Origin of the sequence: Halorubrum yunnanense, assembly GCF_026586675.1 — an archaeon.
Lineage (GTDB): Archaea > Halobacteriota > Halobacteria > Halobacteriales > Haloferacaceae > Halorubrum > Halorubrum yunnanense.
In genome coordinates, this window is sequence record NZ_JAODIX010000028.1 from 14072 (window position 1) to 28974 (window position 14903).

At 71.1% G+C, this 14903-nt stretch carries 16 protein-coding genes; 13 read left to right on the forward strand and 3 right to left on the reverse strand.

The window, feature by feature from the left end; translation table 11 throughout:
• Positions 1 to 102 precede the first annotated feature (102 nt).
• The 13 genes from N5096_RS06260 to N5096_RS06320 all read left to right on the forward strand — a co-directional run bounded on the left by N5096_RS06260 (position 103) and on the right by N5096_RS06320 (position 13546).
• Positions 103 to 744, forward strand: a complete 642-nt coding sequence (locus N5096_RS06260; RefSeq protein ID WP_267663454.1) for a hypothetical protein — start codon at positions 103 to 105, stop codon at positions 742 to 744.
• Positions 744 to 1433 carry a QcrA and Rieske domain-containing protein gene (locus N5096_RS06265; protein ID WP_267663455.1) on the forward strand — a complete coding sequence of 230 codons (690 nt, stop codon included), beginning with the start codon at positions 744 to 746 and terminating at the stop codon, positions 1431 to 1433. Before N5096_RS06260 ends, N5096_RS06265 begins: the two co-directional genes overlap by 1 nt.
• Positions 1433 to 2920 carry a cytochrome b gene (locus tag N5096_RS06270; protein WP_267663456.1) on the forward strand — a complete coding sequence of 496 codons (1488 nt, stop codon included), beginning with the start codon at positions 1433 to 1435 and terminating at the stop codon, positions 2918 to 2920. The genes N5096_RS06265 and N5096_RS06270 overlap by 1 nt, the downstream gene beginning before the upstream one ends.
• Positions 2913 to 3110 (forward strand): DUF8120 family protein, encoded by a 198-nt coding sequence (locus N5096_RS06275; protein ID WP_267663457.1) that lies wholly within the window; start codon positions 2913 to 2915, stop codon positions 3108 to 3110. Before N5096_RS06270 ends, N5096_RS06275 begins: the two co-directional genes overlap by 8 nt.
• The gene (narG, locus tag N5096_RS06280; protein WP_267663458.1) at positions 3107 to 6142 is read left to right on the forward strand and encodes a nitrate reductase subunit alpha; all 3036 of its coding nucleotides are present in this window, start codon (positions 3107 to 3109) and stop codon (positions 6140 to 6142) included. The genes N5096_RS06275 and narG overlap by 4 nt, the downstream gene beginning before the upstream one ends.
• A complete protein-coding gene (gene narH, locus N5096_RS06285; RefSeq protein WP_267663459.1) occupies positions 6142 to 7242 on the forward strand; it encodes a nitrate reductase subunit beta in 1101 nt (366 codons plus the stop codon). The genes narG and narH overlap by 1 nt, the downstream gene beginning before the upstream one ends.
• On the forward strand, positions 7232 to 8104 hold the full coding sequence (locus tag N5096_RS06290; RefSeq protein WP_267663460.1) for an ethylbenzene dehydrogenase-related protein: 873 nt from the start codon (positions 7232 to 7234) through the stop codon (positions 8102 to 8104). Before narH ends, N5096_RS06290 begins: the two co-directional genes overlap by 11 nt.
• Entirely contained in the window at positions 8101 to 8979 is an 879-nt protein-coding gene (locus tag N5096_RS06295) for a molecular chaperone TorD family protein (RefSeq protein WP_267663461.1), read from the forward strand. The genes N5096_RS06290 and N5096_RS06295 overlap by 4 nt, the downstream gene beginning before the upstream one ends.
• Positions 8976 to 9911 carry a DUF8068 family protein gene (locus N5096_RS06300; RefSeq protein WP_267663462.1) on the forward strand — a complete coding sequence of 312 codons (936 nt, stop codon included), beginning with the start codon at positions 8976 to 8978 and terminating at the stop codon, positions 9909 to 9911. The genes N5096_RS06295 and N5096_RS06300 overlap by 4 nt, the downstream gene beginning before the upstream one ends.
• Entirely contained in the window at positions 9908 to 10768 is an 861-nt protein-coding gene (locus tag N5096_RS06305) for a HEAT repeat domain-containing protein (RefSeq protein WP_267663463.1), read from the forward strand. Before N5096_RS06300 ends, N5096_RS06305 begins: the two co-directional genes overlap by 4 nt.
• Positions 10769 to 10835: 67 nt before the next feature.
• Complete coding sequence (locus N5096_RS06310; protein WP_267663464.1) at positions 10836 to 12164, forward strand: P-loop NTPase; 1329 nt, start codon at positions 10836 to 10838, stop codon at positions 12162 to 12164.
• Positions 12165 to 12423: 259 nt separating this feature from the next.
• Positions 12424 to 13071 carry a hypothetical protein gene (locus N5096_RS06315; protein ID WP_267663465.1) on the forward strand — a complete coding sequence of 216 codons (648 nt, stop codon included), beginning with the start codon at positions 12424 to 12426 and terminating at the stop codon, positions 13069 to 13071.
• 52 nt (positions 13072 to 13123) lie between these two features.
• Positions 13124 to 13546, forward strand: coding sequence for a universal stress protein (locus N5096_RS06320; RefSeq protein ID WP_267663466.1), 423 nt, complete (start codon positions 13124 to 13126; stop codon positions 13544 to 13546).
• A 22-nt stretch (positions 13547 to 13568) separates the two neighbouring features.
• Here N5096_RS06320 and N5096_RS06325 read toward each other — a convergent pair whose 3' ends face one another.
• The 3 genes from N5096_RS06325 to N5096_RS06335 all read right to left on the reverse strand — a co-directional run.
• A complete protein-coding gene (locus N5096_RS06325; protein ID WP_267663467.1) occupies positions 13569 to 14171 on the reverse strand; it encodes a CDP-alcohol phosphatidyltransferase family protein in 603 nt (200 codons plus the stop codon).
• Between the two features lie 26 nt (positions 14172 to 14197).
• Positions 14198 to 14752, reverse strand: coding sequence for an adenylate kinase family protein (locus tag N5096_RS06330; protein WP_267663468.1), 555 nt, complete (start codon positions 14750 to 14752; stop codon positions 14198 to 14200).
• A partial coding sequence (locus tag N5096_RS06335; RefSeq protein ID WP_267663599.1) for an aminotransferase class I/II-fold pyridoxal phosphate-dependent enzyme occupies positions 14749 to 14903 on the reverse strand: 155 nt, incomplete at its 5' end. The genes N5096_RS06335 and N5096_RS06330, both read right to left, overlap by 4 nt.

Here is a 14903-nt window from a genome sequence, read left to right on the forward strand (position 1 = left end):
AGAGCGCACGACCGAACGCCGCGGCCGACGGCGAGCCGGCGCCGCGGGGTCGCGTTCGCACCGCCGAGCCGGCTCATCGGCACGACACACGAGACACAACCTATGGACAGACGAACGATCGCCATCCTCCTCATCGTGCTCGCCGTGCTGCTGCCGACGTGGTACGTCGGACTGCACGGCGAGCCGCCCGCAGAGGAGGTCCGGATCGACCAGAGCGTGAGCGAGATGCAACCGCTGGAGGGGTTCGTCGACGCGCCGAACAAGCTCTCGCCGAGTCAGGTCGGCGTGATCGTCTGGGTCGCGCTGCTAGGGCTCCTGGGAGCGATGGCGTTCTTCCACCGCTTCATGAACCGCGCCGCCCGCCCCGACCCGAGCGGCGGCGGCCCGGGCGACGCCGGCGGCCCGACCGACGCGGCCGCCACCGACGGCGGGGGAGGGATCGACGGACCGCCGCCGGCAGAGCCGAACCGAGCGACGTTCCCCTGGCTCGACACCGAGGACCGGTGGGTCGTCGAGTACCACGACGCGAGCGACGCCATCGAGGGGCTCGTGGCGATGGGGGGACTCACCGTCCTCGCCATCGTCTTCTCCGCGCTGCTCACCGTGGAGTATCTCACCCTGGCGCGGACCCAGTACTTCGGCGTCTACGCCTTCGGGCTGTTCATGTCGCTTCTGGGCTCGACGGTGTCGTACTACGCCTGGTTCATGCCCCACGTCGAAGTCGCCGAACGGAGGGACCACTGATGGGAGACGACACGACCGACCAACGACCGACGCGAGACGGAACCGACGACCGCGACCTGTGTGACGCCTGCCCCGAGAACGACGACGGCGTCGCCGTCGAGCCGAGCATCTTCCGGCCGTTCTGGAAGGACGCTCGCGCCGAGCTCAAGCGGCGCGACTACGCGAAGGTCCTTGCGACGGTCGGGGGAGTCACGGCGGTCGGCAGCCTCGCCGCGCCCGTCGCGGGGCTTACCCGGGTGTTCGACCGCAAGTACCAGGGACCGGTGTACGAGGAGGGGATCCCCCTCGTCGACGACGCGGGCGAGCGGATCGCGGGGGACCGCATCGCCCCCGGCGAACAGCTCACGGTGTTCCCGGAGCCGCGCCCGGGAGTCGAGGATGCCCCGACGCTGCTCGTGCGCTTCGGGGAGTCGGCGTACGGCGACCAGGTGCGCGACGAGTACACCGTCGGCGGGTACGCCGCGTTCTCGAAGGTGTGTACCCACGCCGGCTGCATGGTCGCCGACCGCGACGGCGACGTGCTCGTCTGTCCGTGTCACTCCGGCCGGTTCGACCCGGTGACGGGGGGACAGGTCGTCGGGGGGCCGCCGCCGCGGGCGCTGCCGCAGCTCCCGATCACGCTCTCCGGCGACGGCTACCTCGTCGCGACCGGAGACTTCCAGGGGCCGGTCGGCCCCGGGGGCGAGTGATGTCCCGGATCGACGCCGCGACCGACCGGGCCGAGTCCGCGTACGACTGGGTCGACTCGCGGCTGGACTTGGACGGTGGGAGCGACTTCCTCGGGAAGGCGTTCCCCGCGGAGGACTCGTTCCTCCTCGGCGAGGTCGCGCTGTTCTGCTTCGGCATCCTCGTCGCGACCGGAACGTTCCTCGCGTTCTTCTACGAGCCGAGCAACGCCGCCGTTGAGTACACCGGGAGCGTCGTGCAGTACCAGGGACAGGAGGTGCCGGCGGCGTTCAAGAGCGTCCTCAACATCACCTACGACGTGCCGTTCGGGATGTTCCTGCGTCGCATGCACCACTGGGCGGCGCACCTGTTTGTCGCGTCGATCGCCCTGCACATGCTCCGCGTCTTCTTCACCGGCGCGTACCGCAACCCGCGAGAGCCCAACTGGGTCGTCGGAACCGGCCTCGCCGGGCTGGCGATGTTCGCGGCGTACACCGGCTACTCGCTCCCGTACGACGAGTTCGCCAGCACGGCGGTCGGCATCGGCTACAACGTCGCCGCCTCGGTCCCGATCGTCGGCGACCCGCTCGCGAGCATCGTCTTCGGCGGCCAGTTCCCGACGAGCGCGACGATCCCCCGCCTGTTCTTCCTGCACGTATTCCTGATCCCGGCGGCGATCGCTGGGCTCATCGCCGTCCACATGGCCATCCTCATCCGGCAGAAACACACCGAGGCGCAGCGCGACGAGGACGTCGCGGTCGCGGAGGCCGGCGGGGGCACCGCGGAGAGGGCTGGCGGCCCGGAGGCGACCGACGGGGGCGCGCGCCTGATCGACCGCGACGACGACAGCGTCGTGATCGGGCTCCCGGCGTTCCCGAACCAGGCCGCGGTGAGCGCGGTCGTCTTCTTCCTCACGATGGCCGTGCTCTCGCTGCTCGCCGGCCTGCTTCCCGTCCACAACATCGCCCAGTACGGCCCGAACGACCCGGCGTCGACGCCGTCGCTCGTCATGCCGGACTGGTTCCTGATGTGGGGGTACGGATTCTTGAAACTCACCCCCTCGTGGATGAGCTTCGACGTGCTCGGGATCCACGTCAGCTCGGAGTTCGTGGGCGGACTCCTCCTCCCGAGTCTCGTCTTCGTCGCCGTCGTGATCTGGCCGTTCGTCGACCGGGCGGAGGAGCCGGAGCACTTCACGCGGAACTACCTCGACCGCCCGTTCCCGACCGCTGTCGGCATCGTCGGCGTCACGCTCGTCATGATCGCCTCGATCGCGGGCATGGACGTGATCGTCGCCGAGATCCTCGGCACCTCCACGGCCGCGCTCCGGCCGTACCTGATCGGGGCGCTCGTGCTCGTCCCGGCCGCGGCCGGCACCCTCACCTACGCGGTCCTCGGCGGCTTCGGAGACGGGTCGGAGAGAGAGCCGCCCTCGACGGACGGCGCCGACCGGACGGGGTCGAGCACCGACGAGTCGCCGCCGCCCACGGAGGGATCGAGCGATGACTGAGCCGAGCGCGCTCCGGCTGGCCGAGCTGTCGGCGCGCCGGTACCGCTGGGTGGACCGAGCGACCAAACTGGTCGGCGTGGGGCTGATCGCCGCCGGTCTCGACGCGGGCGGCGGCACGCCCGCGGGCGTCGCGTTCGCGGCGCTCGGCGTCGCGCTCGGCCTCGCGACCGTTCTCATAGAGAAACAATGACTGACACGACAGACACGACGAACGAATCGAGACGCGACGAGTCCGGCGCCGCGCGCCGCGACTTCCTGAAGGGGGTCGGGGCCGCGGCCGCCGTCGGCGTCACGGGACTGGGTTCCGCGCAGGAGCTCACGGAGATGAACGCGCTGGAGGTCGTCGACGACCCGATCGGGAGCTACCCGTACCGCGACTGGGAGGACCTCTACCGCGAGGAGTGGGACTGGGACGACAAGGCCCGCTCGACCCACAGCGTCAACTGCACCGGCAGCTGCTCGTGGCAGGTGTACACCCGGAACGGGCAGGTGTGGCGCGAGGAGCAGGCCGGCGACTACCCGCGCTTCGACGAGTCGCTGCCCGACCCGAACCCCCGCGGCTGTCAGAAGGGGGCGTGCTTCTCCGACTACGTGAACGCCGACCAGCGCGTCACGCACCCGCTCCGCCGGACCGGCGAGCGCGGCGAGGGGAAGTGGGAGCGGATCTCCTGGGACGAGGCGCTCACCGAGATCGCCGAGGAGGTGATCGACGCCGTCGAAGAGGAGGAGTACGACGCGATCAGCGGCTTCACGCCGATCCCGGCGATGAGTCCGGTCTCGTTCGCCTCGGGGAGCCGCCTCGTCAACCTGCTCGGCGGCGTTAGCCACTCGTTTTACGACTGGTACTCCGACCTCCCGCCGGGACAGCCGATCACGTGGGGGACCCAGACCGAGAACGCCGAGAGCGCCGACTGGTACAACGCCGACTACATCATCGCGTGGGGCTCGAACATCAACGTCACGCGGATCCCCGACGCGAAGTACTTCCTCGAGGCCGGCTACGACGGCGCCAAGCGCGTCGGGATCTTCACCGACTACAGCCAGACCGCAATCCACTGCGACGAGTGGATCGGACCCGAGCCCGGCAGCGACACCGCGCTCGCGCTCGGAATGGCCCGCACCATCGTCGACGAGGGGTTATACGACGAGGCGCATCTAAAAGAGCAGACGGACATGCCGCTGCTCGTCCGCGAGGACACCGGGAAGTTCCTCCGCGCGAGCGAGGTCGACGGACTCGACGTCGACGCCGACCGCCCGGAGAAGGTGTTCGTCATGCAGGACGCCGACGGCGCCCTCCGCCCGGCGCCCGGGTCGCTGGGCGAACGCGACGGACAGCACGACCACTCGGTGAGCATCGAGCTCGACTTCGACCCCGAGCTCGCCGTCGAGCGAACGGTGGGGACGACCGACGGGGCGGTCGAGACGCGCTCGGTGTGGCTGAACCTCCGCGACGAGCTGTCGGAGTACACCCCCGACGCGGTCAACGAGATCACCGGCGTCGGCAGGGAGACCCACCAGAAGATCGCCCGCGAGTTCGCGGAGGTCGACCGCGCGAAGATCATCCACGGCAAGGGGGTCAACGACTGGTACCACAACGACCTGGGGAACCGCGCGATCCAGCTCCTCGTCACGCTCACGGGGAACCTCGGCCGACAGGGGACCGGCCTCGACCACTACGTCGGCCAGGAGAAGATCTGGACGTTCAACGGCTGGAAGAAGCTCTCCTTCCCGACCGGGAGCGTCCGGGGCGTCCCGACGACGCTGTGGACGTACTATCACGCCGGGATCATGGAGAACACCGACCCGGACACCGCGTCGAAGATCCGGGAGTCGATCGACAAGGGGTGGATGCCGCTGTACCCCAGCGAGCGCGACGACGGCGGCCGCCCGGACCCGCGGGTGATGTTCGTCTGGCGCGGGAACTACTTCAACCAGGCCAAGGGGAACATCGCCGTCGAGGAGGAGCTGTGGCCGAAGCTCGATCTGGTCGTCGACATCAACTTCCGGATGGACTCGACCGCGCTCAACAGCGACATCGTCCTGCCGACGGCGAGCCACTACGAGAAACACGACCTGTCGGTGACGGACATGCACACGTACGTCCACCCGTTCACGCCGGCGGTCGAGCCGCTGGGGGAGTCGAAGACGGACTGGCAGATCTTCCGCGAGCTCGCCGCGAAGATCCAGGAGCTCGCCGCGGAGCGCGACGTACGGCCCGTCGACGACCGGAAGTTCGACCGTCAGATCGACCTCCAGTCGGTCCACGACGACTACACGCGCGACTGGATCGACGACGACCCCGGCGCGCTCGCGGAGGACAAGGCGGCCGCGGAGTTCATCCTCGACAACTCCGAGGAGTCGAACCCGGAGGGGTCCGACGAGCGGATCACGTTCAACGACATCGAAGAGCAGCCGCGGCGCCTCCTCGAGACGGGTGACCACTGGTCGTCGGACATCGAGGAGGGCGAGGCGTACTCCCCGTGGAAGGACTACGTGCAGGACAAGAACCCGTGGCCGACGTTCACCGGCCGCCAGCAGTACTACATCGACCACGACTGGTTCTTGGAGCTCGACGAGCAGCTCCCCACCCACAAGGAGGCGCCGGTGCTCCAGGAGAAGTCGGAGTACCCGCTCGGCTACAACACGCCGCACAGCCGGTGGTCGATCCACTCGACGTGGCGCGACGACAGCAAGATGCTCCGGCTTCAGCGCGGCGAGCCGACGGTCTACCTCAACCCCGACGACGCCGAGGAGCGGGGGATCGAAGACGGTGACACCGTCCGGGTGTACAACGACCTCGACTCGGTCGAGGTGCAGGCGAAGATCTACCCGAGCGGGGAGCCCGGCACGGTCCGGCACTTCTTCAGCTGGGAGCGGTTCCAGTACCCCGACCGCAACAACTTCAACTCGCTCGTGCCGATGTACATGAAACCGACGCAGCTCGTCCAGTACCCTGAGGACACGGGCGAGCACCTCCACTTCTTCCCGAACTACTGGGGGCCGACCGGGGTGAACAGCGACGTCCGGATCGAGGTCGAGACGGTCGAAGACGGCGCGGCCGGGGGCGACGACGCCGGATCGATCGGGTCCGGTCTCACCCTCGAACGGGGAGCCGAGCCGACCGACGGAACCGAGACGGGTGACTCCGCGTCCGCCGACTCGGAGGCCGAGTCGCGCGGCGCGTTGGGTCGCGTCTCCGACCTGCTCGGAGGTGACGACTGATGAGCAAGACCACTGACGACGCGGTCCGGCAGGCCGACGACGCGGTCCGCCAGACCGACGACGGCGACGTCCCGCTCGCGGAGGGCGTGGACCACCAGGTCGCGATGGTGATGGACCTGAACAAGTGCATCGGCTGCCAGACGTGTACGATCGCGTGTAAGACCAACTGGACCGAGTCCGGGGGCCGCGAGTACATGTACTGGAACAACGTCGAGACGAAGCCCGGCGCCGGCTACCCCCGCGACTGGGAGGAGATGGGTGGCGGCTGGGACGAGGACGGCGAGTCGCGAACCCCCGGCGAGCTCCCGGACGAAGAGGACTACGGCCGCGCGTGGGAGTTCAACCACGAGGCGATCATGTACGAGGGGAGCGACGAGCCGCTCCGCCCCATGGAGAACGCCGACTGGGGGCCGAACTGGGACGAGGACGAGGGCGCCGGCGAGTACCCCAACTCCTACTACTTCTACCTCCCCCGGATCTGCAACCACTGCACGCACCCCTCCTGCGTCGAGGCGTGCCCGCGCTCCGCGATCTACAAGCGCGAAGAGGACGGCATCGTCTTGGTCGACCAGGACCGCTGCCGAGGGTACCGGTACTGCGTCGAGGGGTGTCCCTACAAGAAGGTGTTCTACAACGCGCAGACGAAGACCAGCGAGAAGTGCATCTTCTGTTACCCCCGGATCGAGGGAGAGGGGCCCGAAGGCGAGGTACGACCTCCCTCCTGCGCCGAGGACTGCCCGCCGCAGCTCCGGCACGTCGGCTTCCTCGACGACGAGGAGGGCCCGATTCACAAGCTCGTGAACGAGTACGAGGTCGCCCTCCGGCTCCACCCGGAGTACCGCACGGAGCCGAACGTCTACTACATCCCGCCGTACGCGCCGCCGCAGACCTCCGAGAGCGGCGAGACCGTGGACGCCGAGCGCATCCCGCGGAACTACTTGGAGGAGCTGTTCGGTCCCGAGGTCGAGTCGGCGCTCAACACGATCACCCGCGAGCGGGAGAAGGCCGAGCGCGGCGAGGAGAGCGAGCTCATGGACATCCTCTCGACCGTGAACAACGACGACCAGTACCGCCTGGAGGTGTTCGATGATGGCAGCTGACGACGCGGGGATCGGCGGCGACGAGAGCGACGACGACAGCGGTATCGGGTCGCGAGAGCTCGCCGTCGCGGCCGCGCTCGCCCTCGCCGTCGTGGCCGCGACCGCGGCGTTCCCGGCGGTCGCAGACGCCCGCGCCGCCTACGAGATCCCGGTCGAGCGGCAGTCGAGCGCCGGCGACCTCGCGGAGCCGACCGGGGACGCGTGGACGTCCGTCGAGACCGTCGACGTCCCGATGAGCAGCACCGGGGCGGCGGTGCCGGGTGGCGCCGAAACCACCGTCGAGTCCGTCCGCGTCGAGGCCGCTCGGACCGACGAGCGCCTCTATCTCCGGCTGTCGTGGAGCGACCCCGCGGCGAACGCGTCGACGGACTCGCTCCGCTCGTTCGCCGACGCCGCCGCGGTCCAGCTCCCTGTCTCCGCGGAGTCGCAGCCGCCGATCGCGATGGGGTCGACCGACAACCGGGTGAACGTCTGGTACTGGAACGCGGCCGACGGGACGGAGTCCCTGCTCGCCGGCGGCGCCGGGAGCACGACGCGAGTTCCGGAGTCGGCGGTCGAAACGAGGGCGACGCACACGGGCGACCGGTGGACCGTCGTGTTCAGCCGGTCGCTCGCGTCCGACCGCGCGAACGTGACCGACGTCGACCCGGACCAGGACGTGAACGCCGCGTTCGCGGTCTGGGAGGGCGCGAACGAGGAGCGCTCGGGACAGAAGGCCGCGAGCGAGTGGTACTACCTCTCGCTCGGGCCGAACGAGGGCGGAACGATCTACGAGACGGTGCTGTGGGCGCTCGCCGGGATCGCCGTCGTGTTCACCACCCTGGTAACCGTCGAGGGAGTCCGCCGAACGAGGGGTGAGTGACCGTGTCGGAACCGACCTCCGAGCGCGGCGCCCCCCGGTTCGACGACGGGCTCCCGCGCGACGCGATCGACGAGGTGACCGCGGCCCGCGGGAGCGTGTACGCGCTCGCCGCGGCGGCGCTCACCGAGCCGAGCGAGGGCGTCTACGAGCGGTTCGCGGACGGCTCGCTCGACGAGGCGATGACGACGCTCGTCGGCCGGAGCGGGCTCGACGTTGACCCGCCGGACCTGACCGTCGAGGACGACCGCGAGACCCTCGCGGCCCGGTACAACGACCTGTTCGTCGTCGGCTACTCCGAGGTGATCGACGGGACCGACGGGACGGTCGAAAACCAGGGGCCGCCGGCCTCTCTGTACGAATCGACGTACCGCTCGGACGTGTCGTGGAACGACGTGAACCTCGACCTCGCCCGGGCGTACGAGCACTTCGGGTGCGAGATCGGCGGCGACGAGCGCCGCCACCACGACCACGTCCGGCTGGAACTCGAGTTCGCGGGCTACCTCTGTCGGCTGGCGGCCGCGGGCGGGGGCGGGGTCGGAGAAGCCGCCGGCGCCGACGGCGCGACGGTCGCCAGCGACGGCGACGACACCCCGGCGGACGAGGCGGAGCCGGCGAACCTCGACCGCGCGCGACTCGACTTCCACGACCGCCACCTCTCCGTCCTCTCGTCGGGGCTCCGGAACGCGCTCGACGAGGAGCCCGGGACGAGCGTGTACGGTCGCCTCGCGCGCTTCCTCGACGCCTTCGTCGCCGCCGACGTCGACGATCTCGCGGTCCGGCTCGACGCCGGCGCCGGGATCGAGCGCGAGCACGCGGTCGCGGACGGTTCGGACGGAGACGGTGACGACGGACATAACGGGGGTGAGCGCCAGTGAGCTCGTCGACGGAGCGTGCGACTGCGCCAACGACCGCGCCGGGGCTCCCCGGCCGCCGCGGCGGTCGCGTGGGTTCGCTCGCCCTGCTCGCCGCGGTCGCCGTCGGCGTCGCGACCGCGGTCCGCGTGCTGTACAACGCGCCGTTCGATCCCCTGGCGCTCCCGGCGCGACTGGTCCCGGCCGTCGGCACGGTCGCGGCGCTCGCGACCGGGGCCGCGCTCGGTCTCGCCGCGCTCTCCTCGGACCGCCCCGCGGTCCGCGTCGGGCTCCTGTTCGCCGGGGTGTTCGGCGTACTCGCGACGCTGTCCGGCGCGGCGACGGTCGCCGCGGCCGTCGCGATCCCGGGCGGCGCAGCGCTCGCGTTCGCCCGGGCGACGGGGTCGCCCGAGACCTACTTCGAGCTCCGACGGGCGGCCATCGCGCTGACGTTCGCGCTCGCCGCCGGGCTCTCGCTCGCCGCGACGGCCGGCATCGCCGGTTCTCCCGTCCGGGCTGCCGGCTCCGTCGCCTTCCTCGCGGCGGTGACGCTCCTCGCCGTCCGAGCCGAGGGCGACCGGGTCGCGCTCGTCGCCGGCGCGGTCGCGTTCGTCGGGGTCGTCGCCGCGAGCGCGGCCGCGCCGTACGTGACCGGGAGCGCGCTGCTCGTCGGCTTCGCCGTCGTCGGAAGCCCGCACCTGCTCGTCGCGACCGCGGCGTTCGGCGGAGTCGCGGCCGCCGTCGCCGGGCTTCGCGACGGCGACACGTGGCTCGCGGTCGGTGCGATCCTCCTCCTACTCGCGGGGGTTCCCGCGACGCCGGGGGCCGCGACCGCCGTCTGTCTGGGCGCCGCGCTCGCGACCCTCGGCGCCGAGGAGCTCCTCGGCTCGCGGGACGCGTCTGCCCGATCGAGCGCGGCGGACGCGCCGGACGCACCGGAGGTGAGCGCCCGATGAGAGACCCCGAGGAGGCGACCGACGGGCCCACCGACCCCCGCGTCCACCCCGAGGAGAGCCCGGGGTTCGGCGAGGAGCCGGACGGGCTCGAGGACATCGAGGTGAGCCGCGACGTGACGATCGGCGACGCGAGCCCGCGGGAGCTCCAGGCGACGGACACGGCGCCGCTCCACGGGACCGACGCCGGCGCCAAGATCGAGGACCTCGTCGACGGCGACCCGGTCGAGCGCCGGCGGGCCGCGCTGGCGCTGGGCGAGGGACGACCGACCGAGGCCGCCGTCGACGCGCTGATCGAACACGGCCTCGCGGACGACGACGCCGACGTGCGCCAGTTCGCGGTCGAGGCACTCGGCGAACTCGGCGGCGGGCGGGCGGAGGGCCCCGGCGACGGGCGTGCCGCGGAGGTCGCGGTCGCGGCGTGCGACGACCCCGACCCGTGGGTTCGCGCCGAGGCCGTTGTCGCGCTCGACCGGATCGACCGCGTCGAGCACGCGGAGGCGATCGAGGCCGCGCTCGACGACGAGCACCACGCGGTCGTCAGGAACGCGACCGTCTCCCTGTTCAAGCTGCGCGGCGAGGGGATGCTCCCCGTCCTGCTGGAGCTGTCGCACGCCGACAGCGAACGGCTGCGAGAGTGGGCCGTCCACCTGCTCGCCGGCGTCGACGACGAGCGCGCGACCGCCCGCCTCAAAGCGGTCGCGGGCGACGAGACCGAGCCGAAGGTCGTCCGGAGCACCGCCACCCGCGCGCTCGACGCCGACCCCGGGAAGTTCCGGCGGCAGTTCAGCGGGGGCACCGAGAACGACAGCGCCGACCTGCCCGGCGAGAACACCCTCAACCGCCGGCCGGACCTGTGAACCGACCGCGCTCGACCGAGACGGCGACCGCCACACCGGCGCCGACCGCGACACCGACCACACCACCATGACAGATCCCACCGTTGACCCGCTCGACGACGCCGCCGACGAACCGACCGATCACGAGTCGCCCGCCGAGGCCGTAGAGGCGGCGCTCCGGCGAGTCCGCGACCCGGACGCCGACGTGAGCGTCTTCGACGCCGGGGTGATCGAGGACGTTGAGGTCGCGGACGGGACCGCCACAATCACCGCGGACCTGCGGCAGTTTCCGCGTGACGCGGCCGAGCGGGTGTCGGGCGCCGTGGTGCGCGCAGCCTCCGACGCGACGGGCGTGTCGAACGCGCGCGTCGAGCAGGTCGATCCGAGCCCCGACCTCGACGGGCGGTCCGCGGGGATTGGAACCGCGGACCGAGTGATCGCGGTCGCGAGTACGAAGGGCGGTGTCGGGAAGACGACGGTCGCGACGACGCTGGCGTGCGCGCTCGCGGCGGGCCAGGGCGGCGGGGGAGCCGAAGAGGGCGACGGCGCCCCCTCGGTCGGGCTGTTCGACGCCGACATCTACGGCCCGAACGTCCCCGAGGCCGTCGGCGCGAGCGCCCCCGTCTACAGCGACGACGACGGGAATCCGGTCCCGGTCGACGTCGGCGGGCTGGAGGTGATGAGCATGGGGCTGCTCTCGGACGACGGCCCGCTCGCGTGGCGGGGCGCGATGGCTCACGACGCGCTCTCGGACCTGTTCGAGACGGCCGCGTGGAGCGACCCGGACACCGTCGTCGTCGACATGCCCCCGGGGACGGGCGACGTGGCCCTGACGACGCTCCAGGAGGTGCCCGTCGACGGCGTCGTCCTCGTCACGACCCCGTTCCACGCCGCCGTCTCCGACACGGCCCGGGCGCTGGAGCTGTTCGAGGAGAACGACGTGCCCGTGTTCGGCGTCGTCTCGAACATGGGCGAGTTCGTCTGCGACGAGTGCGGGGAACCGCACGACCTGTTCGGCGGCGACGACCCGATCGAGGCGCTCGACCTGCCGATCCTCGCGGAGCTCCCCTTCGACCCGGAGCTGCAGTCGACGCCGGCGCCGAGCGCCGACTCGCTCCCCGAGTACGCCGCCGACCTGGCCGCCGCGGTCGACGAGCGCCACGAGGCGGTCTGGTCGGTCGACCCGCCGGCGGACGCCGTCGACCTGCGTGGGCTCGACCCGGAGACGCGCAGGGAGCGCGTCGAGGCGCGGTTCAGCGAACTCGATTCGGGCGAGGAGTGTTTCGTCGTCAGCGACCGCGACCCGGCGCCCGTTCGGGGGTTCCTGCTCGGTCTGGTCGACGCGGACGCGCTCCCGAGCTTCCGCGTCAAGCGGCAGAATCCGGAAACGTGGTTCGCGCGAGCGACGCGGCCGTAGTTCGCTTATAAACCCTCTCAGAGAGAAGTCGCGATCTCCTCACCGGCTCCGAGCGATCCATCGCAGAACGCCTCGAAATCCTTGGCGCCGGCATCAGCCTCGTCCGGACCGCGGAAACGACGCTCGGGGGCCGGAGGCGTCGTCGAGCGGTCGACCCCCGACCATATGTGTCTCCCGCTCTATGGTGTTGTATGGACGGTTCGCGTCGCCGAGAGAAAGCGCGCGTCGACGGCCGTCGGCCGCGAGGAAGGGAGCGCTCATGACCAGCGAGACGACGGACTGGTCCGGTCGGTTGCACCGCTCACGGGTCGCGTTGGCACTGTACTTCCGGCGCCTCCTGTCGCCGCCGCTCCCGGGGGACGGGCTGCTGCTGTTCGGCTTCCTCGAAGGCGTGCTCGGCTGGGGGCTCTCGTGGACGTTCAGTCGCGACCCGAGCCTCGCTCCGTTCGGGCTGGTCCAGTCGATCGTCGCCGTCTGGATCCTGTTGACCGTCGGGATCGTCTTCTTCGGCGTGACCTACACCTCGCCGTCCGTGCGCCGGAACCGCGTCTGGCTGGTCTGGGGAGGTCTGAACGTCGCCGCGACCCTCGTCAACGTCGCCGCCCTCGCCGGGGTCGTGCCGTCGGCCGCGCTGCAGTACGCGTACTGGCACCCGTGGCTGGCGGTGCTGGGGACCGGCTACCTCGTCACGGCGCTGTACAACTGGGAGAGCCCGCAGATACGGCGACAGGAGCGGGTCGTCTACGCCCTCGCCGGCGTGGTGACGCTCGGCCTCCTCGCGGGCAGCCTCGGCCCGCTGCGCGGGTTCGTCACGCTGAACATCTTCGCGATCGGTGCGGTCGTCCACCTCGTTCCGATCGGCCACGACGTGCTCGCCGACGCCGTGCTCATCGCCCGGCGACAGTGACGCAACCACCGCGACCGAACGACGGCTACCGGGACCCCGACGCCTTCACAGAATGTACGAGACCATCCTCTTTCCGACGGACGGCAGCGAAGCAACGATCGGCGCCGCGAAACACGCGTTCAGTCACGCGGAGCGGTACGACGCGGCGATACACGTCCTCTCGATCGTCGAGACCGCCAGCGGTCTCGGCACCGCCGGGCACGACGAAACGGAGCTCGACGAGCGACGGGCCGAACGAGCCTCGGCGGCCGAACGGATCGTCTCGGAGACCGCGCCCGACGGGGTCGAGGCGACGATCGCGGTCGAGTTCGGCAGTCCCGCGAGGGTGATCGCGGAGTACGCCGATCGGAACGCGATCGACCTCGTCGTCATGAGTACGAAGGGTCGAAGCGGAGCGGAACGGATCGTCTTCGGCAGCATCACCGATGAGGTGGTCCGACACGCGGACGCCCCCGTCCTCGCGGTTCAGCGGTGACGCGTCGGCCCGTCGGCGACGCCTAAACGTCGCGCCACGCGCCGAGGAACCGCTGCACCGCGGTCAGATGTCCGACCGCGGCGAACAGCGCGAGCAGGAGGCCGACGACGTTGAGCCCGGCGACGACCGGCACCGCGTAGACGGCGGCGACGAGGCCGACGATCCCCATCAGCGCGAGCCGGTCCGCCCGCCCGAGCAGGCCGCCGTACTCGCGGCCGATCCCGACCGCCTGGATCTGGGTGCCCATGTACGAGGTCATCAGGACGCCGGTGACGGCGAGGAAGCCGAGCGCGTACGCCCCGGTCCCGACCGTGAACCCCGCGATGATCGCGATGTCGGCGTAGCGGTCGAGGACGTGGTCGAGGAGGTCGCCCCCGTCGGAGGCGATCTCGAGGTGGCGCGCGAGCGCGCCGTCGACGACGTCGAGCCAGCCGTTGAGCAGGACACAGACCGCGCCGAGCGCGTAGAAGAAGGGATCGCCGGCCGCGAACGCGCCGGCGGCCGCGACCGCGGCGCCGAACGCGAGGAGGCTCACCTGGTCCGGCGAGAGCCCGAGCCGCGCCGCGGCGCGCACCCAGGGTCCGAGCAGGCGGTCCGCGACCGAGCGGTACTGGTCGAGGGTCATCTATCGCCCTGACCGTCGCGGCCGGCTCATATATAATCGATGAAGTCGACGGTGCCGGCGCTCGGCCCGCGCTCGCCCTCGATCGCGGCGCGGACCTCGTCGGCCACGCCCTGAGGGTCGAAGTCCGTCGCGTCGATCTCGTAGACGCTCTCCGCGCCGTGCTCCGCGACGGCCTCCGAGAGGATCACGTCGAGGGCCTCGCTCTCCGCATTTTCGGTCGCGGTCGCGTCCGACTCCCCGCGCTCACGCAGGCGTGCCTCGACCGTCTCGGGGTGACAGCGCAGGACCACGACGCGGTCGACGTCGAACCGGTGCGCGAGGTGCGAGTCGAGCACGCCGGACCAGTCGCCGAGGCGCTCGCGCACCGCGTCCATGTCGGCGACGAGGGTGTCTCGGTCGGCGTCGCGCTCGGTCCAGAGGGCCTCGTCGTCCTTTATCAGGTCGTTGAGGTGGACGACGTCGTACTCGTCTTCGAGCAGCGCCGTCGCGGTCGACTTGCCGGTCCCGGGAGTGCCGGTGACTGCGACGCGGGTCGGCGCCGAATCCGGGCCGGACTCGGTTCGATCCGGCCCCCCGCTCACGCCCGAACACCGAGCCCGAGGTCGGCGAGCGTCTCGTTGAGCCGCTCGACCGCCTCGCGCGTCTCCTCACGGGTACCGGTCGAGATCCGGACGTGGTTCGGGAGGCCGAACGAGGTGCAGTCCCGGATGATGACGCCGCGCTCCTGGGCCG

What these genes read in the sequence shown, in the direction of transcription:
- N5096_RS06315 (WP_267663465.1), top strand. Translation starts at nt 12,424, where the DNA reads ATGACCAGCGAGACGACGGACTGGTCCGGTCGGTTGCACCGCTCACGG.
- N5096_RS06270 (WP_267663456.1), top strand. Translation starts at nt 1,433, where the DNA reads ATGTCCCGGATCGACGCCGCGACCGACCGGGCCGAGTCCGCGTACGAC.
- N5096_RS06290 (WP_267663460.1), top strand. Translation starts at nt 7,232, where the DNA reads ATGGCAGCTGACGACGCGGGGATCGGCGGCGACGAGAGCGACGACGAC.
- N5096_RS06320 (WP_267663466.1), top strand. Translation starts at nt 13,124, where the DNA reads ATGTACGAGACCATCCTCTTTCCGACGGACGGCAGCGAAGCAACGATC.
- N5096_RS06265 (WP_267663455.1), top strand. Translation starts at nt 744, where the DNA reads ATGGGAGACGACACGACCGACCAACGACCGACGCGAGACGGAACCGAC.
- N5096_RS06260 (WP_267663454.1), top strand. Translation starts at nt 103, where the DNA reads ATGGACAGACGAACGATCGCCATCCTCCTCATCGTGCTCGCCGTGCTG.
- N5096_RS06310 (WP_267663464.1), top strand. Translation starts at nt 10,836, where the DNA reads ATGACAGATCCCACCGTTGACCCGCTCGACGACGCCGCCGACGAACCG.
- narG (WP_267663458.1), top strand. Translation starts at nt 3,107, where the DNA reads ATGACTGACACGACAGACACGACGAACGAATCGAGACGCGACGAGTCC.
- N5096_RS06275 (WP_267663457.1), top strand. Translation starts at nt 2,913, where the DNA reads ATGACTGAGCCGAGCGCGCTCCGGCTGGCCGAGCTGTCGGCGCGCCGG.
- narH (WP_267663459.1), top strand. Translation starts at nt 6,142, where the DNA reads ATGAGCAAGACCACTGACGACGCGGTCCGGCAGGCCGACGACGCGGTC.
- N5096_RS06325 (WP_267663467.1), bottom strand. Translation starts at nt 14,171, where the DNA reads ATGACCCTCGACCAGTACCGCTCGGTCGCGGACCGCCTGCTCGGACCC.
- N5096_RS06305 (WP_267663463.1), top strand. Translation starts at nt 9,908, where the DNA reads ATGAGAGACCCCGAGGAGGCGACCGACGGGCCCACCGACCCCCGCGTC.